Source organism: Alphaproteobacteria bacterium SS10 (assembly GCA_019192455.1).
GTDB lineage: Bacteria > Pseudomonadota > Alphaproteobacteria > TMED2 > TMED2 > TMED2.
In genome coordinates, this window is the sequence record JAHCML010000003.1 from 1,247,598 (window position 1) to 1,272,598 (window position 25,001).

General features: G+C 56.8%; 21 protein-coding genes. All 21 read right to left on the reverse strand.

Annotation, left to right across the window (positions count from 1 at the left end; all coding sequences use genetic code 11):
* Window positions 1–24: 24 nt before the first annotated feature.
* The 21 genes from lpxD to nuoN all read right to left on the reverse strand — a co-directional run bounded on the left by lpxD (window position 25) and on the right by nuoN (window position 24,992).
* Window positions 25–1,044 (reverse strand): UDP-3-O-(3-hydroxymyristoyl)glucosamine N-acyltransferase, encoded by a 1,020-nt coding sequence (lpxD, locus tag KI792_06135; protein MBV6632598.1) that lies wholly within the window; start codon window positions 1,042–1,044, stop codon window positions 25–27.
* A 10-nt stretch (window positions 1,045–1,054) separates the two neighbouring features.
* Entirely contained in the window at window positions 1,055–1,666 is a 612-nt protein-coding gene (locus KI792_06140) for an OmpH family outer membrane protein (GenBank protein ID MBV6632599.1), read from the reverse strand.
* A 90-nt stretch (window positions 1,667–1,756) separates the two neighbouring features.
* Window positions 1,757–4,078, reverse strand: a complete 2,322-nt coding sequence (bamA, locus tag KI792_06145; protein ID MBV6632600.1) for an outer membrane protein assembly factor BamA — start codon at window positions 4,076–4,078, stop codon at window positions 1,757–1,759.
* 37 nt (window positions 4,079–4,115) lie between these two features.
* The gene (gene rseP, locus KI792_06150) at window positions 4,116–5,633 is read right to left on the reverse strand and encodes an RIP metalloprotease RseP (GenBank protein ID MBV6632601.1); all 1,518 of its coding nucleotides are present in this window, start codon (window positions 5,631–5,633) and stop codon (window positions 4,116–4,118) included.
* Between the two features lie 202 nt (window positions 5,634–5,835).
* Window positions 5,836–6,993, reverse strand: a complete 1,158-nt coding sequence (gene dxr, locus KI792_06155; protein ID MBV6632602.1) for a 1-deoxy-D-xylulose-5-phosphate reductoisomerase — start codon at window positions 6,991–6,993, stop codon at window positions 5,836–5,838.
* 80 nt (window positions 6,994–7,073) lie between these two features.
* Entirely contained in the window at window positions 7,074–7,991 is a 918-nt protein-coding gene (locus KI792_06160; protein ID MBV6632603.1) for a phosphatidate cytidylyltransferase, read from the reverse strand.
* Window positions 7,927–8,685, reverse strand: a complete 759-nt coding sequence (locus KI792_06165) for an isoprenyl transferase (GenBank protein ID MBV6632604.1) — start codon at window positions 8,683–8,685, stop codon at window positions 7,927–7,929. The genes KI792_06160 and KI792_06165 overlap by 65 nt, the downstream gene beginning before the upstream one ends.
* Window positions 8,682–9,203 (reverse strand): ribosome recycling factor, encoded by a 522-nt coding sequence (frr, locus tag KI792_06170; protein MBV6632605.1) that lies wholly within the window; start codon window positions 9,201–9,203, stop codon window positions 8,682–8,684. Before frr ends, KI792_06165 begins: the two co-directional genes overlap by 4 nt.
* 36 nt (window positions 9,204–9,239) lie before the next feature.
* Window positions 9,240–9,977, reverse strand: coding sequence for a UMP kinase (pyrH, locus tag KI792_06175; GenBank protein MBV6632606.1), 738 nt, complete (start codon window positions 9,975–9,977; stop codon window positions 9,240–9,242).
* Between the two features lie 66 nt (window positions 9,978–10,043).
* Window positions 10,044–10,970, reverse strand: coding sequence for an elongation factor Ts (locus KI792_06180; protein ID MBV6632607.1), 927 nt, complete (start codon window positions 10,968–10,970; stop codon window positions 10,044–10,046).
* 135 nt (window positions 10,971–11,105) lie between these two features.
* A complete protein-coding gene (gene rpsB / locus KI792_06185; protein MBV6632608.1) occupies window positions 11,106–11,930 on the reverse strand; it encodes a 30S ribosomal protein S2 in 825 nt (274 codons plus the stop codon).
* A gap of 199 nt (window positions 11,931–12,129) precedes the next feature.
* Window positions 12,130–15,636: a DNA polymerase III subunit alpha gene (dnaE, locus tag KI792_06190; GenBank protein ID MBV6632609.1), complete on the reverse strand. Its 3,507-nt coding sequence runs from the start codon at window positions 15,634–15,636 to the stop codon at window positions 12,130–12,132.
* A gap of 124 nt (window positions 15,637–15,760) precedes the next feature.
* Window positions 15,761–16,456 carry an ABC transporter ATP-binding protein gene (locus KI792_06195; protein MBV6632610.1) on the reverse strand — a complete coding sequence of 232 codons (696 nt, stop codon included), beginning with the start codon at window positions 16,454–16,456 and terminating at the stop codon, window positions 15,761–15,763.
* Window positions 16,449–17,690, reverse strand: coding sequence for a lipoprotein-releasing ABC transporter permease subunit (locus KI792_06200; protein MBV6632611.1), 1,242 nt, complete (start codon window positions 17,688–17,690; stop codon window positions 16,449–16,451). The genes KI792_06195 and KI792_06200 overlap by 8 nt, the downstream gene beginning before the upstream one ends.
* Before the next feature lie 43 nt (window positions 17,691–17,733).
* Window positions 17,734–19,068, reverse strand: coding sequence for a proline--tRNA ligase (locus KI792_06205; GenBank protein MBV6632612.1), 1,335 nt, complete (start codon window positions 19,066–19,068; stop codon window positions 17,734–17,736).
* An 85-nt stretch (window positions 19,069–19,153) separates the two neighbouring features.
* Complete coding sequence (locus tag KI792_06210) at window positions 19,154–19,609, reverse strand: hypothetical protein (GenBank protein MBV6632613.1); 456 nt, start codon at window positions 19,607–19,609, stop codon at window positions 19,154–19,156.
* Between the two features lie 385 nt (window positions 19,610–19,994).
* Entirely contained in the window at window positions 19,995–20,264 is a 270-nt protein-coding gene (locus KI792_06215) for a DUF1467 family protein (protein ID MBV6632614.1), read from the reverse strand.
* A gap of 12 nt (window positions 20,265–20,276) precedes the next feature.
* Window positions 20,277–21,959, reverse strand: coding sequence for a ribonuclease J (locus KI792_06220; protein MBV6632615.1), 1,683 nt, complete (start codon window positions 21,957–21,959; stop codon window positions 20,277–20,279).
* A gap of 18 nt (window positions 21,960–21,977) precedes the next feature.
* Window positions 21,978–22,754, reverse strand: coding sequence for a type III pantothenate kinase (locus tag KI792_06225; protein ID MBV6632616.1), 777 nt, complete (start codon window positions 22,752–22,754; stop codon window positions 21,978–21,980).
* Window positions 22,754–23,557 (reverse strand): biotin--[acetyl-CoA-carboxylase] ligase, encoded by an 804-nt coding sequence (locus tag KI792_06230; GenBank protein ID MBV6632617.1) that lies wholly within the window; start codon window positions 23,555–23,557, stop codon window positions 22,754–22,756. The genes KI792_06225 and KI792_06230 overlap by 1 nt, the downstream gene beginning before the upstream one ends.
* Window positions 23,550–24,992 carry an NADH-quinone oxidoreductase subunit NuoN gene (gene nuoN, locus KI792_06235; protein MBV6632618.1) on the reverse strand — a complete coding sequence of 481 codons (1,443 nt, stop codon included), beginning with the start codon at window positions 24,990–24,992 and terminating at the stop codon, window positions 23,550–23,552. Before nuoN ends, KI792_06230 begins: the two co-directional genes overlap by 8 nt.
* Between the last annotated feature and the right edge of the window lie 9 nt (window positions 24,993–25,001).

Sequence of the window (25,001 nt, forward strand, 5' to 3'; positions counted from 1 at the left end):
ATCTTTTCGCCTCGTTAATCCGTCTTAACCGCGGCCTTCGGCCATCTTTTTCAGAGTGGAAACCTGGCGGAAGAATTGTTTGATCGGCACCGCTGGGCTGCCGATTACCTTTTCACCCGCCTCAACATCACGCATCACGCCGGCCTGGGCGCCAATTTGGGCACCGGCACCAATCTTAAGGTGACCAGCAATACCGGCTTGCGCTGCCAGGACTGAGAATGGGCCCATCTCACTGCTGCCGGAAATCCCACATTGTGCCACCAGGACGACGCCTGGGCCGATCTTGGCGTTATGGCCAATCTGGACCAAGTTATCGATCCGCACGCCGCGTCCGATCACCGTGTCGGGCCCTGCCCCGCGATCAATCGTGGCGTTGGCACCGATCTCCACATCATCCTCAACGATGACACGGCCCAGCTGTGGGATACGCAAATGCCCCTCAGCGCTCATATCAAAGCCGAAGCCATCCTGACCGATACGCACGCCAGGATAGACCTTCACCTCATTACCGATGATCGCATGGCTGATGCTGGCATTGGCGCCGATCCGCGACCGCTCACCAATCTCAACATTCTCACCAATGACGGCATTTGGACCGACAACTGTTCCAGCCCCAATCGAAGCGCCTGCCCCGATCACGGCGTTCGGTCCAATCTCGGCACCTGCATCGACAGTCGCGCTTGGGTCCACGAACGCCCCTGCACCCACACCGGGTTTGATTGCCGGCTCTGGATAGAAGGCTTGTGCCACCTTGCCATAGGCACGGTAAGGTTTATCGGTGACAAGGCAGACAACGCCGTCCGGTGCCTGATCTGCCAGGTCTGGGTGCACTAGGCATGCAGCAGCCTTGGTGGCGCGGAATGCCGCTACATACTTCCGGTTGTCGAGGAATGTAATCTGACCCTCACCGGCATCACTCAGCGGTGCCACATCCTCAACACTAAGGCTGGCGGCATTGCTGTCGCTCAGCTCAGCCCCCGTTAGCTCAGCGAGATCGCCAAGAGTGAACGGGCCAGCACGGTGATGGAAACGTTGGTCAGGCAAGGTCTAGCGCCTATTCCTCTGGAATGTCCGGCATGTTGATGGTGGCGCTTGGCACCTTCTCATCAAGCAGTGTCAGGACCTTCTCAGTCACGTCGAGGGCGGTATCAACCAGAACGATCTGTTGGTTGGAGAGGACGAGGTTTGCTTCCTCTTCCTTTGCCACCTCAGCGACAACAGCGACGACAGCCTTCCGCAGCTCGTTCATCGACTTACCGAAGGCGGTCTCTAGGACGGCCTTACGCTGCTGAACACCACGCTGAACCTCAGCGAGTTGGGTCCGGAATTCTTCGGCGCGGGTTTGGAACGCTTCGTTTGAGAGGATCGTGCGCTGCTTCTCAAGCTCTTGTTGAGCGTTGCGAAGCTCTTCCTCGCGCTCGGCAATCTGCTCTTGATACTCAGCGCGGCGCTCTTCCAGCTGACGCTTAATGTCTTGCGCCGCCTTTGCACGGGCCAGGATGGCTGGGACATCAACGACCAGGATAACCGGCACGATGTCTTTAGGCGCACGGTTGTCCTCTTCGGCGTCCTGTGCGGTAGCCATGGAAGGGGCAACGGTCAAGGCAAATGCCATGACGATCAGGGCAGCAAGAAAACGGGTTAGCAGGGAGCGTTGGGCTAACATGGTTTGGCCGTTCCTTTTACGGGCGCGTGCGGCTGACTGCCGTCGCTAATACGGGACGGGTCATCACGTTGGTGTCGGTGGATTTGGCGATTAGAAGCTGGTGCCGAAACTGAAACGAATGGTCTCAGTATCGTCGAAGTCTTCTTTCATCACAGGGAATGCCGCATCAAGCCGGATCGGCCCGAATGGCGACTGCCAAGAAATACCGGCACCCACGGAAACCCGGGGTGAGGCTTCATCTACAATACCTGGGCCTTCCGCATCAATATCGGTGAGCGTTCCAATGTCAGTAAATACGTGACCAAGGAAGCCCAGATCCTCTGGCAGCCCCAGTGGCAAGGAGACTTCGAGCGCCGTACGGGCAAACAAATTACCGCCCAGGGCATCATCAGTCTCGATATCGCGCGGGCCAATACCAGAGATTGCAAAGCCACGCAGGTTATCACCGCCGATGAAGAAGCGATCCTGAATGCCGACATCATCATCGAGACCATAGATTGCCCCAACCTCACCGGTTGCGCTGAATACGATCTGATTGGCGATTGGGTAGTAGTAGGACGCACTCGCGCGGCCACGAATGAACCGGGTGTCACCGCCCAGACCAGCCAAATCAGTGCTCAACCGTAGGACATAGCCATCAGTTGGGTTGAGGCGGCTGTTCCGCTTGTCATAGGTCAGGTCCTGACCGATCAGGGAGACGACACGGGTGCCCTCTTGCTCACGAATGAAGCGGGAGGCGTCGTCATCAACATTGGTGATCTCACTATCTTCAAACCGATAGCGCAGGCCCTGACGTAGATCGATCCCCAGGTTGTAGCCAAAACGGAAGCCAAAACCGGTGGTCCGCTCATCAAATGAGGACTCATCCTGGAAGTCGGTGGTGATGTGGAACAGATCGACGCCCGCTGCCAAATCACGGCCCAGGAAGTATGGCTCGGTAAAGCTCAGATCGAATTCCTGCCGGCGGCCGGACAGCTGTGCGGCCAGGCGAACATCTTGGCCCTTACCAAGGAAGTTCCGCTCACGAATGGCGAAGTCAGCCAAAGGACCATCAAAGGACGAGAAACCAGCACCCAGTGAGATCTCACCGGTGGATTGCTCAACGACCTCAACATCGATGACGGTCTGATCCGGGGCACTGCCTGGCAATGCCTGGATGTTTACGGTCTCAAAGTAGTTGAGGTTGTTAATCGAACGCTCAGAGCGCTGCAGCAGCGTCTGGTTGAATGGATCCTGCTCAGCGAGGTCAATCTCACGCCGAATAACCTCATCCAGGGTCCGTACGTTGCCGCTGATGTCAATCCGCTCAACAAAGACGCGCTGGCCCTCATCGACGGTGAAGGTCAGGTCGACAACCGTCTCTTCCTCATTACGCGAGGTGCGCGGTGAGATATCGGCGAAGGCGAATTGTTGGTCACGCAGCTCTGCCAGCATCAGATCGATTGAGTTATCGACCTCTTGGCTGTTGTACCACTCACCGGTTTCGAAGGTCAGCTTGCTGCGCAGGGTCTCAACATCAAGCTCATCGACATCACTCTCGATGATGATGTCACCAACACGGTAGCGCGGCCCCTCTTCCACCGTGAAAGTGATGAAGAATTCCTCCCGGTTCGGGCTCAACTCAGCAACTGCCGAGATGGTCGCGAAATCAACGTAGCCGTTCCGCAGATAGAAGCGACGCAGCAGCTCTTTATCGAAATCCACCCGGTCCGGATCGTATTGGTCACCAGAGGTCAGGAAACGCCACCAGGCAGACTCTTGCGTGGAGAGCTCACCGCGCAGGTCACTGTCTGAGAAGACCTCATTACCGATGAAGTTGATCTGGGTGACGCGGGTGGTTGGCCCCTCACTGATCTCAAAGACCAGATCGACACGGTTTTGCTCTAGCTGGATAACCTTTGGCTCGATGGTCGCGGCAAAGCGGCCAGAGCGGCGATACAGCTCCAACAGGCGCGAAACATCGTTTTGAACCTTGGTGCGGGTGAACACGATCCGCGGGCGCAGCTGGACCTCAATCTCAAGCTCATCATCCTCAATCGAGCTATTACCCTCGAAAGCGATCCGGTTGATGATTGGGTTCTCAACGACCTGAACGATCAGGACATCGCCATCACGGCGCAGCACCACATCGGCGAACAGGCCGGTGCCGAAAAGGGATTTCAGGCTCTCTTCAATCTTAACCGCATCGAACTCATCACCGATCTCAAGCTCCAGATAGGAGAGGACGGTGGTTGGCTGAATACGCTGCACACCCTCAACATCGATACGACTGATCGTGCGCCCCTCGGCCTGGGCAACATTAATGCTGCCACGCAAAGAACCGTCCTGCGCAGCAACGGGCGGCGCAGCCAGGAGGGTTATAGCGAAGGGAATCGCCAGCAACAGGTGCCGCGACAGGTGATTATGTAACACGTGAGAGCCCGAATTACCGCTGTAGCCTGGAACGAAATTACGCGTTGTTTACAAACATTTGCATCACGTCGTTCCACGTGGCGAATATCATAAGGCAAAGAATGAGGGCAAGACCGACACGAAAGCAGTATTCCTGCGCCTTAAGGCCCACCGGCTTACCTCGAAGTGCCTCTATCGCATAGAAAACAAGGTGTCCACCGTCCAAAACTGGAACGGGAAGCAGGTTAATCAACCCCAGATTGATCGATAACAACACCATGAAGTGTAGCAAAGCCATCACATTTTGCTGCGCAACATCCCCGGAAATCCGGGCAATTTTCAAGGGTCCGCCGAGCTCTTTAACGCTCCGCTGACCACTCACCAACTGCCAGAGTGCCGTCAGGGTATTGGCCCCCATCTCATAGGATGAGACGGATGCCCGATACACGGCATGGAATGGGTTGCTGTACACACGGGTAGTATTCGGCAGTGGGGTCCAGCTGATACCGGGCAAGCTGCCAACGATATTTTCGCTGTTTTCAGCAACATCGGCACCCTGTTCAGGCGCAGAATCGTCACTCGATTCGCCCTCACCCTCCGCTGGCGCGTTCAGGTCAAAGGCGGTTGGCGCAATCTCAATCGACAGGGTTAGGGAGTCTGCCGGCGCTTCATTTGGCCCGATGATCGCGGAATCAACGCCGCGCAATACGGTGAGCGTGACCGTCTGCTCAGCTTTATCTTCGATCTGGTTGATAACCTCACGGGCGTTTTGAACCAGCTGACCATCAACCTCGACGATCATGTCGCCAGGCTCGAGGCCAGCAGCCTCCGCACGGCTGTCTGGTTCTAACTCCCCAATGCGCGCAGGTGCGGTTGGGCCATAGACGCCCATGACGCCGATCTGCCCTTTACCGCCAAAGCCATCATCGATGACCCGAACAGCCGGGGTAAGCGGCATGGAGATCTCTTCACCATTACGCTCAACAACCAGTTGGATCTCATGGCCCGCATTGATGCGGATAACCTGCTGCAAGGTCTCAAACCGGTCGATACGACGGCCATCAACAGACACAACGGTATCACCAGCCTGAAGGCCAGCAGCGGCCGCTGGGGTGTCATCGACAACGCCGGAGATGCGCGCTGGCGTGAAGGTTTCACCGGCAACCATGAACATGCCGGTGAACACGATAATGGCGAAGATGAAGTTCGCAGCCGGACCGGCGAATACAATCGCAGAGCGTTGGCCGACGGTTTTGTGGAAGAAGCTCCCTTCCCGGTCCTCTTCCGTCATCTTGGCGGCAGCCTCGGTCGGCATGCTGGCAGGGTCGGCATCGCCGAACATCTTCACATAGCCACCAAGCGGAATAATGCTGAACCGCCAGCGGGTGCCAGCCTTATCGGTAAAGCCGAAGATCTCAGGACCAAAGCCAATTGAGAAGCTCTCAATCTTCACACCACAGCGGCGCGCCACGAAGTAGTGGCCCCATTCATGGATAAACACCAGAACGCTGAGGACGAGGACAAAGGCCACGCCATATTCGACAACGGACAACGCGCCGCCAAAAAACTGTTCCACTGGAAGCCTTCCTTAATTCAGGCGAGTGAGATCAGAGAACTCAATAGCTGCAGCTATATCTAGGGACGAACCTGTGCGCTGCAAAACCGTAGCGGACAATATAGAAGAAATCTGGAGATCGAAACCGCTGGAACGTCCAGACATGGCGGTTTCGTGTCGCGGATTTACCCAGCTTATTCACAAGCTTGCGATAATCCGGGGATTAGATCGATTGCCCCCTCGCCCAGGCATCAGCGGCAAAGACATCATCCAAGGTGCTAACCGGCTTGATATCCGCCAGATTCAGCACTGTCTCGACATGTTCTGCGATCCGGGTGAAGCCAATCTCACCAGCCAAGAAGGCAGCCACCGCGACCTCATTGGCGGCGTTCAACACCGTTGGTGCAGTCCCGCCGGTTTCCAGTGACTGACGCGCCAAACGAAGGGCTGGAAAACGCAACTCATCCGCTTGTTCGAATGTCAGGGCACCGATGGTGGCGAAATCCAACCGGTCGCCTGGCTTCTCCAGACGGTCTGGCCAGGCCAAGCAATGCGCAATCGGCGTGCGCATATCCGGCGTTCCCATCTGTGCCAAGACGGAGCCATCGGCATACTCAACCATTGAATGAATAACGGATTGCGGGTGGAACACGACGTCGATCTGCTCAAGCGGCATATCGAACAGGAAATGGGCCTCAATAACCTCAAGGCCCTTATTCATCATGGTGGCACTATCGACAGAGATCTTGGCGCCCATGGACCAGTTTGGGTGGGCCACCGCCTGCTCAGGTGTGACAGCCCGCATTTCTTCCAGGCTGGCCGTGCGGAACGGGCCGCCAGATGCGGTCAGGATCAACCGGCGAATGCCCTCACGGTTGGCTGGGTCAAAGACCTGAAAGATTGCATTGTGCTCACTATCGAGCGGCAGTAACTGAGCCTCGCTCCGCCGGACAAGATCGATCATCAACGGACCGGCACAAACGAGCGCTTCCTTATTGGCGAGGGCCACAGCAGCTCCGCGATCCACCGCTGCCATGGTTGCAGGCAACCCTGCAGCGCCGACGATGCCAGCAACGACGATGTCACTATGGATCTTGGCCGCTTCCACCAGTGCCTCAGGCCCCGTGGCGACCTCGATCCTTGTGTCGGCAAGTGCCTCGCGAACCTTGTCGCCGGTCGCAGGATCAGCGATGGCCAGGAACTGGGGGTTGAACTTACGTGCCTGTTCAATGATCAGCGCGCCATTCCGATTGGCCGTCATGGCAACCACACGGAAGTGATCCGCATGATGCCCAATGATATCCAGGGTGCTGCAGCCGATAGACCCGGTGGCACCGAGGATCGTTACGCTTTTCGTTTTGGTATTGGCGGTTTGCAGCATCACGTCAGCTGGATATTGGAATGGGGCCGCAGCATGTTGCGGCACTTATCTGAATAAATGTTCGATGATTGCTGCGGGTCTTACCACCAGACATAGCCTAGCGCCAGCAGCAAACCGTGGAATAGCGCCAATCCAACTGATGCTGCCAGCAACCCGTCCACACGATCCAAGATACCGCCATGGCCAGGGATGAAGCCGCCGCTATCCTTAACCGCAAAGTTGCGTTTCACACCTGATTCCAGCAGGTCACCGAATTGGCTGATGATGGCGAGGAACAGCGCGAGGCTGAAGGCCACCACCGGCAACTCGGTCCCAAAGTACGAACCAATCATCAGGCCAACCAGGCCCGCGATGATTGTTCCGCCGATAGCCCCTGACCAGGTTTTCTTCGGACTGATGTTGGGCGCCAGCTTGGGCCCACCAATGATCCGACCAACCAGATAAGCGCCCGTATCTGTCGCCCAGACGACAAACATCAAATAGATGATCAGACGTAGGCCCTCTGGTTGCTCCCGCATCCAGATTAAGGCAATGGCAGGCAGCAAGAGATAGGGAACGCCAAGTGCCATGGGCACCCGCTGCTTAACCTCTGCCACAATGCCGAGCGCCAAAGTCATCGCACAGACGGCCAGGACGATGATCAGCATATAGGTGACATCGATCTGCAGCGCCTTCGCTCGATCAGGTGCTGGCACCAAGTCATTGGGAACTAAAAGAAAAGCGAAACCCAGTGTCGCCAGGGCCATGGCGCCGACAATGAATGGTGCTGCGCGTTTAGACTGATCACCACCAATCATTCGAACCCATTCACGGGTCGCAAGCGCAACACCCACAACGATCAGGCCAGCAAACCACCATTGGCCGAACCAGATATCGACCAGCACAATAGGCACCAGCACGAGGGCTGAGAGTAAACGGATACCTAGATTTCGATCACCGATGAGCGCTTGCCAGCGCGCCGAAACGTCGGTCTCGTCGGTTGAATTCTTGGATGGCATCGATCAAATCCTGGGCGGAAAAGTCGGGCCACAACGTAGGACAGAAAACCAATTCCGCATAGGCCATTTGCCACAACAGGAAATTACTAATCCGTTGTTCGCCACTGGTACGGATCAGCAGATCTGGATCTGGCAAGCCGCTGGTGTCCAAAAATGAGGAAAACACTGTCTCATCAATGGCATTGGGGTGCATATCCCCTCGCCTAACCGCCTCAGCCACGCGTTGAGCCGCCGTCACGATTTCCTGCCGACCGCCATAGCTGATTGCCACGGTCAGGTGGAACTCATCGTTCTCTGCTGTTAGCGCTTCCGCCTTCTCAATCAACGCGACGATGTCGTCGGCAAGACGGGTGCGGTCACCAATAACGCGTAGGCGAATGCCGTTCTTATGCAGCTCGGCGAGCTCTGAGCGCAGGTAATGCCGCATCAGGCGCATCAACTCACGCACCTCACCATCCGGCCTGCTCCAATTCTCTGAGGAGAAGCCGAAAAGGGTTAGGTAGCGAATATCTAGATCGCGGCAGGCGGTCAGGCAGCGACGCACAGCATCGGCCCCCTGCTTGTGGCCAACCGTTCGCGGCAGGCCACGCGACTGGGCCCAGCGGCCATTGCCATCCATGATAATGGCAACGTGCTCTGGGCGCCGGGCCAGCTCTAGCCCTGCTGCATCATCCTCAGGTGGGATGTGGGTCATACCGTGGTGATCTCGCTCTCTTTTTCGGCCAACGCATCATCAATCTTTTTGATGAATTGGTCGGTCAGTGACTGGATATCATCTGACAGAGATTTGCGTTCATCCTGAGAAATCTCGCTGTCCTTTTCGAGGCGCTTTAAAGCATCCATGCCATCACGCCGGACATTACGGACGGAAATCCGGGCCTGCTCTGCATATTTGCCAGCAACCTTCACAAGCTCCTGCCGACGCTCTTCGTTCAGATCGGGGATCGGCACGCGGATCATGGTGCCCTCAGCCTGTGGGTTTAGACCCAGGCCAGCATCACGGATCGCCTTCTCAACCGCTTTGGTCATCCCGCCATCCCAAACCTGAACGGTCAGGAGGCGTGGTTCAGGCACACTAACGGTACCGACCTGGTTCAACGGCATCTTTGAGCCATAAGCCTCAACCGTAACTGGCTCCAGCAAGCTAGTGCTCGCGCGACCGGTGCGGAGACCTGCCAGCTCTTTACCGAAATTATCGATCGCGCCATCCATGCGGCGCTGCAGGTCTTTCTTATCAATAGACATGGCTTAAACGGCCTCTTGTACAGGTTCACGGACAATCGTGCTGCGCCCCGACCCGGTCAGCACACGGGCCAACTCGCCCGGTTCGTAAATGGAGAACACCAAAATCGGGATTTTGTTTTCCCGGGCAAGCGCAATCGCTGAGGCATCCATGACGCCCAGATCATTGGCTAGCACATCCATGTAGGTCAGTTCTTCATACCGTTCCGCATCTGGATTCTTGACCGGATCGGCGGTGTAAACACCATCAACCTTGGTGCCCTTCATCAAGGCATCGCAGTTCATTTCAGAAGCGCGGAGTGCGGCAGCGGTGTCGGTGGTGAAGAACGGGTTGCCGGTGCCAGCAGCGAACAGCACAGCCCGCCCTTTTTCCATGTGCCGTTCGGCACGTCGACGGATATACGGCTCACAGACCGTATCCATAGGAATGGCGGATTGGACCCGGGTATCAACCCCTGCCCGCTCAAGCGCGTTTTGCAGCGCTAGCGCATTCATGACGGTGGCCAGCATGCCCATATAGTCGGCGGTCGCCCGTTCCATCCCCTTCGCGGCGGCAGAAACGCCGCGGAAGATGTTGCCACCGCCGACGACGAGGCAGACTTGAACGCCCATCTCAACAACAGTGCCAATTTCGCTGGCGACACGGTCGACCATCTCCGGATCTAGCCCGTAGTCCCGTTGGCCCATCAAAGCCTCGCCGGAGATTTTCAACAGCACACGGCGGAACCTGGATTGGCCAGTCATAGGACTACTCTATTGGGCTAACGGGATGACTAAATGGGCAAAGCCTTAAGACAGTTCTAGCTTGTATCAGCCTTTAAGGGTCGCGGCGACTTCAGAAGCGAAATCAGCCTCTTCCTTTTCCACACCCTCACCGAGGGCGAAGCGAACCATCGAGGTGATTGCGACCGGTGCACCAAGCTCTTTGCCGGCGTTCTCAAGGACCTTAGAGACCTTGTTCTCACCATCGATGACAAAGACTTGCTCAAGCAGGACCACTTCCTCGTAGTACTTACGAAGGCGGCCTTCGACCATCTTACCGATGATCTCTTCTGGCTTACCGGACGCGCGGGCTTGCTCAACCAGGACGTCACGCTCACGGTCGATCAGACCTTGGTCAAGGTCATCTTTGCTGATCGATTCGGGGCGGATAGCCGCCACGTGCATCGCGATCTGGCGGCCAAGCTCGTTCAGCTTAACAGCGTCGCCGGTGCTTTCCAGGCCGATCAGAACGCCGATCTTGCCCATGCCCTCGGCTTGCGCGTTGTGGATGTAAGCGGCAACGACACCGTTATCGACAGAAACGCGAGCGGCGCGGCGCAGCTGCATGTTCTCACCGATGGTGGCGATCTGCTGGGTCAGCTCTTCTTCGACGTTACGGCCGGTGCCTGGGAAGTCGACTTTGTTCAGCTCAGCGACATCGCCGGTGTGCTCAAGTGCCAACTCAGACAGCTGAGAAACGAGCTTTTGGAACTGGTCGTTGCGGGCAACGAAGTCGGTCTCGGAGTTCAGCTCGATCAACGCGCCAGTGTTGCCACCGGTAGCCGCGCCAACGAGGCCTTCACTTGCGGTCCGGCCAGCCTTCTTAGCAGCGGCGGCGAGGCCCTTCTTACGAAGCCAATCGATCGCAGCTTCAAGGTCGCCATCGGTTTCGCTCAGCGCCTTTTTGCAATCCATCATACCGGCGCCGGATTTTTCACGGAGTTCTTTCACCAGGGAGGCAGTGATCGCAGCCATCGGGATCCTCTTTCGTCGAAACGGGTTGTCTTGGGATATCAGCGTAAAATTCTGGCCCGCCATTTTCGGTACCGCGGGCATGGCACATAGATAGTGATCCGGGCGCGGGATCAACCACGCCCGGATGAAAAGCTGTTATGCGTCAGCTATAGCTTCTTCTGCTGGGGCTTCCTCAGCAGCGGCTTCGGCAGGTGCCTCTTCAGCTTTCTCTTCAAGCGCTGGCTCTGGAGCTTGCTTTTCGAGGGCGCCAAGATCAACACCAGCGGCTTCCATCTCAGCTTGAATACCGTCGAGGACAGCATCAGCGATCAGGTCGCAATACATGTCGATGGCACGCAGTGCATCGTCATTGCCTGGGATTGGGAAGGCGATGCCTTCTGGATCTGAATTGGTATCGATCACAGCGATAACCGGAATGCCGAGCTTGTTGGCTTCCTGAATGGCAATCGACTCTTTGTTGGTGTCGATCACGAAGATCAGGTCTGGGCGACCGCCCATTTCCTTAATACCGCCAAGGGCGCGATCAAGACGATCAAGCTCACGGGTGAGCTGCAGCATCTCTTTCTTGGTGCGACCTTGCTGGCCTTGCGCAACAATCTCTTCCAGCTCGCGCAGGCGCTTAATGGAGACCGAGATCGTCTTCCAGTTGGTCAGCATACCGCCGAGCCAACGGTGGTTCACAAAGTACTGGCCGGAACGCTTAGCAGCTTCGGCAATCTTTGATTGAGCCTGACGCTTGGTACCAACAAACAGGACACGGCCGCCGCCTTTAACCACGTCGCGGACAGCTTCCAGCGAGCGGTGCAGCATTGGGACGGTTTGTTCGAGATCGACAATGTGGACACCATTGCGGACACCGAAGATGAACGGCTTCATCTTTGGGTTCCAGCGACGGGTGTGGTGACCGAAGTGAACACCAGCTTCCAGCAGCTGGCGCATCGTAAACGATGGCATGACCATTTCTATACTCCTCGTACGGTTCTGCCTCCGCCGGTCAAGCATCGTTCCAAATCAATGACTTACGTCAAAATCTGAACACGACACCGTCGAGGGGCCCGGGTCATTTCACCCAAGCCTTAAGACCGACGTGTGGATTGATGTGGCGGGGAATACAGCCCACGCCGCAGAAATGCAAGGGTTTTAGAGAGGTTTGTTGGCGCTAACGACCAACCACATCCTCAACCCCCGGGAATGATTTCAACGCCTGGCGACCTGCTGCATCGACCTTGTACTTCCGGTCGAGCTTCAAGTTCCAGTCGGCCCCATCATCCACCCGCACGACGAGACTGATCTCGGTCTTGCCTGGGCCCTGCCGGTTCAAGAGGCTCTTGATGTTCTGGATCGCCTCTTCCTGCTTCAAGAAGATATCGACCCCATTGGCCGCCCGGGCGATGGCATCATCTAGCAATTCAAAGCTTTGGCCACGATATCGAACCTGATCGCCATCGGTGGACGCCGTCGCCTTTAACAGCAGCAGCGTGCCCACTTCTAGGATAGGCCGAGAGGTAGCAAGCAGGTCTGAGAACACCTGCACCTCATAGGTACCCGTGGAATCTGACAGTTGAACGAAGGCGAACTTATCGCCCCGCTTACCCCGCCGTTCCTGCCGGCCAAGTACAACACCGCCCAAGGTGACCAAGGTCGATGGCTGGGTTGACAGCTTCGAGACAACCGCACGGCTATCGATAGCCTTTAGCCGCTTTAGGCCGTCAGCGTAGTTATCCAATGGGTGCGCAGAGAGGTAGAAGCCAATGGCCTCGAACTCACCGGCCAAAGCCTCTGTGCTTTGCCAGGTATCGCTATCGGGTAGATGGAGAGTGTTTAGCTGACTGTCATCACCGCCACCGAAGAGCGCCACTTGATCGCTGGCCTTCTCCTCATGCCGAGTGGCGGCATGGCGGAGGATCTTCTCAGCCCCAACAGTGATCCGCTTCCGGTTCGGCTCCAGGGCATCAAAGGCACCGGCCTTGGCCAGCTGCTCAACCTGCTTCCGGTTCACAGCACCTGGGTCGATGCGGTTAGCGAAGTCAGACAGGTCTTTGTACGGCCCATTCGCCTCCCGCTCTTCGACGATGGATTGCATAGCGACCAGGCCGACGCCCTTTAACGCGGCCAGGGCGTAACGAATGCCGTAGGTGCCGTCCTCAATCTCTTCAACAGCAAACAGGGCCTCTGACTTATTGATGTCCGGCGGCAGTAGCGTGATGTCGAGGCGCTGGAGCTCTTGCCGAACCGCGCCCAGCTTATCGGTGTTCTCAAAGGCCAGCGTCATGATCGCCGCCATGAACTCAACCGGGTAATTCGCCTTCAGATAGCCGGTTTGATAGGCCAGCAGCGCATAGGCCGCCGCGTGGCTTTTGTTAAAGCCATAGCCCGCAAACTTCGCAACCTGATCAAAGATGCCGGAGGCCTGGGCCTTATCAACCTCACGCTCTACTGCACCATCGACGAAGATCTCCCGCTGCTTATCCATCTCGGCCTGGATCTTCTTACCCATCGCGCGACGTAGTAGGTCAGCGCCGCCGAGGGAGTAACCAGAGAGCACCTGGGCGATCTGCATCACCTGCTCCTGGTAGATCATGATGCCGAAGGTCTCTTCGAGGATCGGCTGCAGTTTCGGGTGGAGGTAATCGGGCGGCTCCTCCCCCTTCTTCACGCTGATGTATTTGGGAATGTTGTCCATCGGGCCTGGCCGATAGAGCGAGACCATAGCGACGATGTCTTCGAACCGAGATGGCTTTAGTTTCCTCAAGGCATCGCGCATGCCCGAGCTCTCAAGCTGGAACACGCCGGCGGTATCGCCCCGGGACATCAGCTCATAGGTCGCTTTGTCATCCAGGCTAAGGCCATCGAGATCGATCTCGATCGCCCGCTGGCTCATCAGGTCCTTAGCGGTTTGCAGGATGGTAAGCGTGGTGAGACCCAGAAAGTCGAACTTCACCAGCCCGGCGGTCTCCACATCCTTCATGTTGAACTGGGTGACCCACATATCAGAGCGCGGATCACGATAGAGTGGCACCAGCTCTTCCAATGGGCGGTCACCAATCACCACACCCGCCGCGTGGGTTGAGGCGTGGCGATACAGCCCCTCAAGTTTCAGCGCGATATCCAGAAGCCGTGCAACCGTTGGGTCGTCGTTGCGCATCTCTCGCAATGCGGGCTCACCATCAATCGCCTCTTGTAGCGTGACTGGGTTTGCCGGGTTGTTCGGGATTAGCTTAGAGATGCGGTCTACCTGGCCATAGGGCATCTGCAGCACCCGGCCTACATCTCGAACCACCATCCGTGCCTGGAACTTACCGAAGGTGATGATCTGCGCGACCCGGTTCTCACCGTATTTTTCACGCACATAGTTGATCACCTCATCCCGGCGATGCTGACAGAAATCGATATCGAAATCCGGCATCGATACCCGCTCGGGGTTCAAGAACCGCTCGAACAGCAGCCCGTGTTCCAAGGGATCGAGATCGGTAATGGTGAGCGCCCAAGCGACGACGGAGCCAGCACCCGAGCCCCTGCCCGGTCCAACCGGGATAGCCTTGTCCTTTGCCCATTTGATGAAGTCGGCAACGATCAGGAAGTAACCGGGGAAACCCATGCCCGCGATGACGTCGAGCTCAAACTGCAGCCGCTCACGGTAGGGTTTGGCGACCTCTTCCTTCTCGGTCTCGCTTAATCCCTCGGCGAAGACCTGATTGACGAGCCGCGCCTCCAAGCCATCAGCGGATTGGGCGCGCAGCTCATCCTCTTCATTCCGGCCCTGATCACCCTCAAACGGCGGTAGGATCGGTGGGACAAAATCGAGCCAGTAGGCGCAGCGTTGGGCGATAAAGACCGTGTTATCAATCGCCTCAGGCAGATCGCGGAAAAGCTCTCGCATCTGATCGGCAGATTTGAAGTAATGCTCACGGGTTAAACGTGGTCGCTCATTCTCATCAACATAACGACCATTGGCGATACAGATCAGAGCATCGTGCGCCTCATACATCTCCGGCGTTGAGAACTGGCAGTCATTGGTCGCCACTAGGGGCAGATCAAACTTGTCGGCCAGGGCCAGAAATCCATCTTCCGTCGCCGCCTGCTCCGGTGTGCCGTGGCGCATAACCTCGATATAGACCCGGCCTGGGAACAGTTTAGCCAAGCGTTCGGTGAACGCTTCAGCCGCCTTCCCTTGCTTACCAAGCAGGTGGTGACCAATCGGCCCCTTATCACCGCCGCTTAAGCATAGAAGGCCTTCCGCGCGATCCGTCAGCTGATCCAACGTGATGTGCGGGTCATGCCCAGCCATCCGGGCGTCATAGGCCTGGCTTAGCAACCAAGACAGGTTGCGATATCCGTCCTCGTTCTGCACCAGCAGGACAATGGGCGCCAGGGTCGGACCAGCGGCCACCTGACCAGGGCTCGCCTTAACCGCTTCGGGCGCGACAGAGATATCCAGCTGACACCCGATGATGGGCTGCACACCAGCAGCCGATGCCCCTTTTGAGAATTGCATCGCACCAAACAAGTTGTTGGTGTCGGTCAGCGCCAGCGCTGGCATTTCATTCTCAACACCCAGCTTGGGCAAATCCTTAATGTGGATTGCGCCTTCCGACAGGGAGAATGCGGAATGGGTCCGAAGATGAATGAAGCCTGGGGTTTTGCCCTCGGCGCTTGGCTCGGTCATATGCGTATCTTTGGGTGACCCGCTGGTTGGATCATCAAGCTAAAATGAGCCCTTTAGATACCGGGTCTCGCGCATACAAAACAGCCAAGAAATCGAGCAAAAAACCCTTGTTTACCGTGGTTATTCAGCTAGCGGCTGTGGATAGTTCTTTAAGCTGTCCAGCTTCAAGTGTGACCACACGATCTAGCTTTGCCGCCAAGCCTCGATCATGGGTGGCGATAAGGGCCGCTAGCCCCTCTTCCCGAACCAGGCGGATCAGCATCTCAAAAACCTGCTGGCCGGTATCCTGATCCAGATTGCCGGTTGGCTCATCGGCCAGCAGCACACTGGGCGAGTTAGCTAGGGCGCGAGCGATGGCAACACGCTGCTGCTCACCACCGGATAGTTGCGATGGTTGATGCTCCAACCGCTCGGCCAAACCCACCTGGGTTAAGAGCGTTTCGGCCCTGGCCTTCGCATCCCTCTTGCTGGCCCCAGCGATCATCTGTGGCATCGCCACGTTTTCGAGCGCGGTAAACTCTGGCAGCAGGTGATGGAACTGATAGACAAAGCCGATAGCCTGAAGGCGCCGCGCGGTCCGCTTTGCCTCGTCAAACTTGCTGGCATCTTCACCGTCAACCTGGATCGTTCCGCCGGTCGGCTTCTCTAACAGGCCAGCGACATGCAGCAAGGTGGACTTACCGGCACCTGACGGACCGACCAGGGCAACTGCCTCACCCGCATTCAGGCTTAGATCAACACCGCGCAGGACGGACAGAACCCCGCCAGCATCCTTAAAGTCGCGTGTGATCCCGCTCAGCTGTAGCGCTGCCTCACTCATAACGCAGCGCCTCAACCGGATCGAGGCGAGCCGCCCGCCAGGATGGGTAAAGAGTGGCGAGGAAGCTCAGAACCAATGACATGGCGACAACGGCCACCACCTCACCCCAATCGGTTTTGGAGGGGATACGGGTTAGGAAACGAATGGTTGGGTCCCAGACCGTGCTGCCACTAACGCTCTCGAGCCAGACCTGGATCGCGGCCAGGTTCTCGGTGATCAGCATCGCCAGGATCAGACCAACAATGGTGCCGATGATGCCAAGGCTAGAGCCAGTTAGCAGGAAGATGCGCATGACCGCCCCCCGACTTGCTCCCATGGTGCGGAGGATGGCGATATCCCTGCCCTTATCCTTCACCAACATAATTAGGCCAGAGATGATGTTGAACGCGGCCACAATGATGATCAAGGTCAGGATCAAGAACATCACATTGCGCTCAACCTGTAGCGCATTGAAAAAACTGCCATTTATCTGTTGCCAGGGGACTAGACGCACGCCGGGTCCAACCTGCTCATACACATCTTGAAGCGTGGCATTCACACGGTCGGGGTTCTCAACAAACAGCTCAACCGCGGAGACAGTGTCGCCGAGCCTTAAGAAGGTTTGCGCCGCATCGAGAGAGATGAAGGCAAAGCCGCTATCATATTCGAACATCCCCACATCGAAGATGGCGACCACCTCAAAGCCCTGGGCTCTGGGCATGGTGCCAAAGGGTGTGGGATTGCCCTTGGGACTAATTAGCGACAGGGTTGAGCCAACATCAAGGCCAAAGCGTTGTGCCAGCCGGCTGCCAATGGCAATGCCGCCATCGGCCAGACCGGCATAGTCGCCACGGGAGAGCGCTTCACCAACCACAGGCTTGTTCATCAGGTCTTCTGGCCGCATGCCCCGCACAACAACACCAGTGGCGTTGCCGCGTTGGGTGATCAGTCCCTGTCCCTCGATAACCGGAAAGGCGCGCACAACACCTTCAACCGGTCCCACAAGGCCGATTAGGTCGTCGTAATTGGCCATCTGCCCGGCCACATCACGAATATTGGCATGGCCGTTAAGGCCCAAAACCCGGCTCAGCAATTCATCGCGGAAGCCGTTCATCACGCTCATCACCACGATCAGCGTGGCAACACCGAGGGCAATGCCCAAGAGTGAGAAGACAGCGATGACCGAAATGAACCCCTCCCGCCGACGGGCGCGGAGGTAGCGAAACGCCATCAAACGCTCAAAACGATTGAACATAACCGGGGGCTATTCCTGACGGTTGTCGGCTAACTCAAACGACTTATGCCGCGAGAGCTTGGCGCTTTGATGACAGGAAATCAGCAACGCCTTCACGCGGCACTTCAAAACGCTCGCCGGTTGCCCGTTGCTTGATCTCAATCTGGTTATTGGCCAGACCGCGTGGACCGACGATCACCTGCCAAGGCAGGCCGATTAGGTCCATATCGGCAAACTTGGCACCTGGCCGCTCGCCGCGGTCATCGTAGAGAACGTCATAACCGGCGGCTTTGAGGCCCTTGTAGAGTTCAGCGCAAGCCGCATCGGTCTCTTCATCACCAACCTTCAGGCTGATCAGACCGACATCAAAGGGTGCGACGGCTTCCGGCCAGATGATGCCATTGTCGTCATGGCTGGCCTCAATAATACCGCCGACCAGACGTGACACGCCAATGCCGTATGATCCCATATGGACCGGCACCTTGCTGCCATCCTCAAGGACCACATAGGCGCCCATGGGCTCGGAGTATTTGGTGCCGAAATAGAAGATGTGGCCGACCTCAATACCGCGCGCGGTTGCCATCTGATCCTCCGTAATCGGACAGTTGGCCGGATCGTGGATCTCATCAGTTGCCGCGTAGAGGGAGGTCATCTTCTCAAAGAAGGGGGTCAGGTCATCATCGTAGGAGACGCTGTCATGCAGGATATCCGCTTCAAGCAGCTGCTTATCGCAGAACACCTCGCTCTCACCCGTCTCAGCGAGGATGATGAATTCATGGCTCAGATCACCGCCAATGGGTCCAGTATCCGCCCGCATTGGAATGGCTTTAAGCCCCATCCGCTCAAAGGTGCGGAGGTAGGATAGGAACATCTTGTGATAGGCGCGGATCGCCCGCTCCTTATCCACATCGAAAGAATAGGCATCCTTCATCAGGAACTCACGCCCACGCATGACGCCAAAACGTGGCCGCACCTCATCCCGGAACTTCCATTGGATGTGGTACATGTTCTTCGGCAGGTCTTTGTAGCTCTTCACCCCAAACTGGAAGATGTCGGTGATCATCTCCTCATTCGTTGGGCCGTAGAGCATGTCGCGGTCATGCCGGTCCTTAATCCGCAGCATCTCCTTACCGTAGTCATCATAGCGACCACTGGTCCGCCACAGATCGGCAGGCTGAATGGTCGGCATCAGCACCTCTTGCGCGCCCGATGCATCCTGCTCTTCACGGACAATCTGCTCGATCTTCTTCAACACGCGGTGGCCAAGCGGCAGCCAGGCATAAATGCCCGCCGAAGTCTGGCGCATCATGCCGGCACGCAGCATCAGTCGGTGTGAAACGATTTGAGCCTCTGAAGGGTTTTCCTTCAGGGTCGGCAGGAATAGCTCGGAACGGCGCATGGCTGAACGGCCTCGAATGGGTTGCGCGGGAATAGGTAAAGCGCCCGGACTTTAGGCAATTGCCCGCCCAACCGAAAGCGCTGATTTAGCGAATGCCAGGCTTGGTAACACAGAGCGCGACAATATCGGCGCGGCTTAGGTTGGGAACGGTCTTACCGTTAAGCGTCACGTCATTTCCGGACACCGTCACATCCCCCAGATCAAGCTCCCCCTCAAGGCCAGAGAAGCTCTCATCCAAACCAGCCCATTCAATCACATCGACGGTCAGTGGGAAGCTGAATTCATCAGGCAGTCGGAACTGTGTGTTACTCGGCAGGTCAGCTGGTGCAACAGCCCGGCCCGTTGCATCAACACCAGGTTGAAAGGCCACATCGGCGCCTGGCTGGTGGCGCTCCAGCTCGCGGCAAAAGACCGGCTTTCGATCCGGCTTCAAGATGTCACGCGCCTCGGCTTGCTGCACATCCAGCCCCCCAAGACCAATCGCCACCAAGCAGAGCGTGGCAAAACCTATTGTTGCATTAGAAAAGCTAACTTCGCGCATGAGTTTGTCCGACAATGCCGTTCTTTGCTGCCTCTAACCACTGCATAATTTACGCCAAACTGCCCTGTTATTGGGTTTAACAACTTACTTACACAGCGTTTCATATGCGTGCCGACATGTTTTTTGCAAAATGATGCGTAATGCCGGGGTTAGGCTGGTGACAGATAAATTTGCCGACTTTAGGTTCCCGGCACCTGATTCAGATATGCCAGCACTCTAGGTAACTGGTGTGCAGCAATAAGAATAACAGGCCTGGGTTCAGGGAGGTTGCGAGCCAGCACTTACGTGCCAATAACAATCAATAATAGGCTCGTTTTAAAAATGGGCTCCAGCATCTAACGATGCGGAGCCCTTTTTTATTGCCTAATGATAACAGCAACTTAGATTATCGCACCTGATCGGCGGCGAACATGCGATCGGCAATCTCGTGGAATGAGATGATCTCAACCTCCACCAGGATAAAGACGATCAACCACAGCACACCAGACAGCGCCGTCGTCACAATAGCCTTACGCAAGAGATAGGGATGCTCCGGTGCACCGGGGTCTACCCCTTCCACCGACTCATCATTCCGCCGAACCCAAAGTGGCAGGACGGTGAACAAAGCTGTCCACCAGATCAGCAGAAAAACAACCAGGCCAGAAAACCAATCCATCCTGTCCCTATCCTATTCAACCCGGATCACGTTGGTGGTGATCACCGGCTTCTTATCCAACAACCGCTTCACACCACGACGGATTGATAGGCGGCAAGCCTCAGCCACCTCATCATCATTCTGACGTCGTGCCCGTGAGAGATCAGCGATCGCGATCTCGATACCGGCCATCAACTCATCCTCAACCTCGTCCTCTTCAATCGGCTCAACCAGGCCGATTAGGTTCAGTTGGGGATCGGCAACCAGATGGCCGCGATCATCAATCACAACCACAACGTTCACCACGCCGTTATGCATCAACTTTTGACGTTCACGGATTGGACCGTCGGCAATCTCAATGACGCGGTTACCATCCACCGCCAGCACACCATGGGGCACATGCCCGGCGAGACCGATCTCCTTCGGACCTAAACGGATCACTTGACCATTCTCTGGCACCACCACATCGGCGACCTGACATTCACTGGCAAGACTGGCATGGGCGATCAGATTTCGATGCTCACCATGCACGGGCACAGATATCTGTGGGCGCACCCATTGATACATCTGGGTTAAGTCACCACGCGAACCATGGCCCGACACATGCACCATGGCATCGTTGGGGGTGATGATGTGCACCCCCATCTGGATCAGCTTGTTCTTAATTTTGCCAATCGACTTCTCATTCCCCGGGATAGCGCGGGAAGAAAAGATGACGGTATCACCCCGTTCCAGAACAATATGCGGGTGATCATCATTGGCCATCCGGTTCAAAGCAGCGCGCGGCTCACCCTGAGACCCGGTGCACAGAAACGCCACCTTGTCCGGCGGTAGATAGGCCGCCTCTTCAGGACCGATGAAGGGATCAATTTCATCCATGTAGCCGAGGTCGCGGGCCGCCTCATAAATCCGCCAAAGTGAGCGACCGACAAGCGCCACCTCACGATCATTGGCCCGCGCCGCTTTAGCGACTGCAATCATCCGTGAGGCGTTTGAGGAGAAGCAGGTGACGGCGATGCGGCCCTTAATCCCGGCGAATAGTTTGGTGAAGCTAGGGCCCAACTCCCCCTCTGACCCGACGAAGCCGTCACTGCCTGCATTCGTGCTGTCACACACCATGGCGAGGATCCCCTCCTCACCCAGTTCACGCAGGCGTTTCTCATCCGTCTTGTAACTTGCGACCGGATCCGGATCGATCTTCCAATCACCGGTGTGCAGTACCTTGCCAACCGGCGTACCAATGGCGAGTGCGCAAGCCTCAGGAATTGAGTGGGCGACGGGCACGAATTCACAGGCAAATGGCCCAACATCAAAACCCTTGGCCGGGCCGATATCGTGCAACTCCACATCGTTCAGCAAGCCAGCCTCGGCCAGTTTGCGACGGATTAACGTTGCAGTGAATGGGGTCGCATAAATCGGGCACTGCAGGCGCGTCCAAAGGTATGGGATGGCGCCAATATGATCCTCATGCCCATGGGTGATGACGAGGCCGCGCAGCTTCTCGCGCCGTGCATCAATATAGCTAGGATCAGGCATCAGAAGATCGATGCCTGGCAGGTTTTCATCGGCAAAGCCCATGCCGAGATCAACCATCAACCAATCATCACCATAGGCGTAGAGGTTAAGGTTGATACCGAACTCTTCGGTACCGCCGAGCGCTGCGAAATAGAGCTCGCCATCGGCGGGCTCAAACACCGCCTGTTGTGAATTTCGCATGATGCGTTCCTGTCGGGCTTAGGCCGCCCGGTTTCGGTCATGGATGATCTTCAACCCACGTAGCGTGAGATCAGGATCATGATGTTGGATCGCCGGAATATGTTCAGCAAACAAGCTGCCTAAACCACCGGTCGCAATAACAGTAAGATTATCCGTCTTCAGCTCATCAGCAGTGCGGCGTAATAGCCCTTCAATGAGGCCGACATAACCCCAGAACACACCCGACTGCATGGCGTTGATGGTGTTCTTGCCAATGACAGCCGGTGGCGGCTTGATATCAATCTGGGGTAGTTTGGCCGCGGCCTGGTGCAGCGCCTCAACCGATAGGTTCGGCCCCGGCGCGATGATGCCGCCCATATAGGCGCCATTGGCGTTAATGACATCAAATGTGGTCGCAGTACCAAAGTCCAAAACCACGGCAGGAAGGTCATAGCTTTCACGCGCGGCGATAGTGTTCACCAGGCGATCCGCCCCAACCTCTTCCGGCCGCTCTGTCGCGACAACGAGATCAAGGTCAACCGATGGGTCACCGACCAGGATCGGATCGGTGCCGCAATGCTGGCTGCAGAACCGTGAGATGTTGAAGGTTGCGTCTGGGACCACGCTGGCCAGGACCGCGCTATCAATCGCCGTGCGGTCGATTTCAGCTAGCCGCAAAAGCTCAAAGAACCAGACCGCATATTCATCAGCCGTACGGCGTGGATCAGTGGCGCAGCGCCACTCGCCAATCTTGTCGTCGCCATCAAATAGGGCAAACCCGACATTGGTGTTACCGGCATCAATCGCGAGCAGCATCACGCCGTCTCCAGACTGGGCGCATTGGTTGGGAAGTGGACCTCACCGCCCGTAATGCGTCGCTCTTCACCGGTTGGAAGGGCCAAGATCATGGCCCCGTCCAGATCAAGGTCTTCAAACCGCCCTTCCAGACGCTGGCCATCCACATGGCAACTCACCTGCCCACCGCGATGCCAGGCATGCTGCAGCCAGGCCTGGCGCAGGCCCATAGCCCCACCTCGGTGTAAGACACCACGCAGGTTCTCGATCTGCGCTAGGACTTCAATCGCCAACCGATCAGCAGTCAGGCCAGATACCTTGTCAGAGACGGAACCCGCACCGCTGAAGCCATCTGGCTGGTTCAGGTTCACACCGACACCAATCACCAGGTCCCAGGGAGATCCCTCACCGGCGCGCTCAATTAAAATACCGCTGAGTTTAGCCTCACCCAACATGACGTCATTTGGCCATTTGAGATGGAGTTGATCGGCCAAGGTTGGCGCCAGGCGAACAATCGCTTCACGCACAGCTAACCCCGTAACCAGGGCCCAGCGGGTACCGAACTCTTCCTCATCCCTCACAAGCATTGAAAGGTAGAGGCCGTCGGCACTGGACTGCCATTGGTTGCCGTGGCGGCCCTTGCCTGCACTCTGACTAATCGCCCGAACGGCATGGCCGGGCCCAACCAGCCCGGCATCATACTGGCGGGATAACCAGTTGTTCGTACTGTCGACGGAGTCCAGCACCTGCAAACGCCATGCGCCATGCTTGGTGGTGGTGCCTTGCTCGGTCATCGCGTTGGACAGACCACTGCTATCAGCCACCGAACAGCGTCGCTGCGGCAGCGCCGGCATTGTCGAAGACAACACCTGGCAGGATGAACAGGAACAGGGTGACTACAGCCATCGTGCCAACGACGAAGCTCAACTCACCACCCAATGGCCGGTCGAAGTTCTCGGTCGCCTCATCGAAATACATGATCTTGATGATGCGCAGGTAATAGAAGGCGCCAACCACACTGGCTAAAACCCCAATGATCGCTAGCACATAAAGCTCAGCTTGAACGGCCGCCTGGAACACGACCAACTTCCCGAAGAAGCCAGCCAGCGGTGGGATGCCAGCCATGGAAAACATAAAGATCGCCATGCAGGCAGCCATAAACGGCTTCGCCTGGGCAAGACCGGCCAAATCGCTCAAGTTCTCAACTGCGCGGTCATTGACCCGCAGATTGATGATCACGGCAAATGCCCCGGCCGTCATAAACAGGTAGATCGCCAGATAGGCGGCAACAGCACTCGCCCCGGCCGCGGAACCGGCGGCCAAGCCGACCAACGCGTAGCCCATATTCGCGATAGAGGAATAGGCCATCAGGCGCTTGATATTCGTCTGGGCGATCGCGGCAAAGGCCCCAAGGGTCAAGGAAGCAACGGCCAGAACAATCACCACCTGCTGCCATTCATTGGTGAGGTCGCCAAACGGACCGATCAACACGCGGGTCAACAGGCCGAACGCGGCGATCTTAGGCGCCAGGGCAAAGAAGGCAGTGACCGGGGTCGGTGCCCCCTCATAAACATCTGGCGTCCACATATGGAACGGCACAGCAGAGATCTTGAACGCCAAGCCTGCCAACACAAAAACCAGGCCGACAACGGCACCGATTGGCGCCTCTTCTGATGCGAAGAATGCGGCCAACTCAGTAAAGTTGGTGGTACCGCTAAAGCCGTAAACCAGTGAGGCGCCATACAACAGGATGCCGGAGGATAAGGCGCCCAGAACGAAGTATTTCAACCCAGCCTCAGATGCCTTCAACGCATCCCGGCGGAACGCGGCGAGCACATAGAGCGATAAGCTCTGCAGCTCTAAACCGACATAAAGCGACATCAGATCATTGGCTGAGACCATGATCAGCATGCCGAGCGTCGCGAAGGTCACCAGGATCGGATACTCAAACCGGTCCATCTGCTCCCGCTGCAGATAGGTCAGCGACAGCAACAGCGCGAGGCCGGATCCCGCCAGCACCAGCACCTTCATAAAAACGGCAAAACCATCCGTGATGAACTGACCACCAAGTGCAATCGCTGTCCCCTCACTACCGAAGACAATCAGTAAGGCCAGCACGACAAAGGTGCCAATCGCCAAACCGCTGAGCAGTGTGGTGGCGTTGCCCTTATAGAAGACGCCAATCATCAGGAATGCCATCCCGGCAATCGCCAGGATCAGCTCTGGTAAGGCGGTGGTGAGAAGACCGAGTACAGGCATGGCTAATCG

Coding starts and splice junctions, on each gene's coding strand:
- KI792_06140 (MBV6632599.1), bottom strand. CDS start 1,666: ATGTTAGCCCAACGCTCCCTGCTAACCCGTTTTCTTGCTGCCCTGATC.
- dxr (MBV6632602.1), bottom strand. CDS start 6,993: ATGCTGCAAACCGCCAATACCAAAACGAAAAGCGTAACGATCCTCGGT.
- KI792_06160 (MBV6632603.1), bottom strand. CDS start 7,991: ATGCCATCCAAGAATTCAACCGACGAGACCGACGTTTCGGCGCGCTGG.
- KI792_06165 (MBV6632604.1), bottom strand. CDS start 8,685: ATGACCCACATCCCACCTGAGGATGATGCAGCAGGGCTAGAGCTGGCC.
- frr (MBV6632605.1), bottom strand. CDS start 9,203: ATGGATGGCGCGATCGATAATTTCGGTAAAGAGCTGGCAGGTCTCCGC.
- pyrH (MBV6632606.1), bottom strand. CDS start 9,977: ATGACTGGCCAATCCAGGTTCCGCCGTGTGCTGTTGAAAATCTCCGGC.
- KI792_06180 (MBV6632607.1), bottom strand. CDS start 10,970: ATGGCTGCGATCACTGCCTCCCTGGTGAAAGAACTCCGTGAAAAATCC.
- rpsB (MBV6632608.1), bottom strand. CDS start 11,930: ATGGTCATGCCATCGTTTACGATGCGCCAGCTGCTGGAAGCTGGTGTT.
- dnaE (MBV6632609.1), bottom strand. CDS start 15,636: ATGACCGAGCCAAGCGCCGAGGGCAAAACCCCAGGCTTCATTCATCTT.
- KI792_06195 (MBV6632610.1), bottom strand. CDS start 16,456: ATGAGTGAGGCAGCGCTACAGCTGAGCGGGATCACACGCGACTTTAAG.
- KI792_06200 (MBV6632611.1), bottom strand. CDS start 17,690: ATGTTCAATCGTTTTGAGCGTTTGATGGCGTTTCGCTACCTCCGCGCC.
- KI792_06205 (MBV6632612.1), bottom strand. CDS start 19,068: ATGCGCCGTTCCGAGCTATTCCTGCCGACCCTGAAGGAAAACCCTTCA.
- KI792_06210 (MBV6632613.1), bottom strand. CDS start 19,609: ATGCGCGAAGTTAGCTTTTCTAATGCAACAATAGGTTTTGCCACGCTC.
- KI792_06215 (MBV6632614.1), bottom strand. CDS start 20,264: ATGGATTGGTTTTCTGGCCTGGTTGTTTTTCTGCTGATCTGGTGGACA.
- KI792_06220 (MBV6632615.1), bottom strand. CDS start 21,959: ATGCGAAATTCACAACAGGCGGTGTTTGAGCCCGCCGATGGCGAGCTC.
- KI792_06225 (MBV6632616.1), bottom strand. CDS start 22,754: ATGCTGCTCGCGATTGATGCCGGTAACACCAATGTCGGGTTTGCCCTA.
- nuoN (MBV6632618.1), bottom strand. CDS start 24,992: ATGCCTGTACTCGGTCTTCTCACCACCGCCTTACCAGAGCTGATCCTG.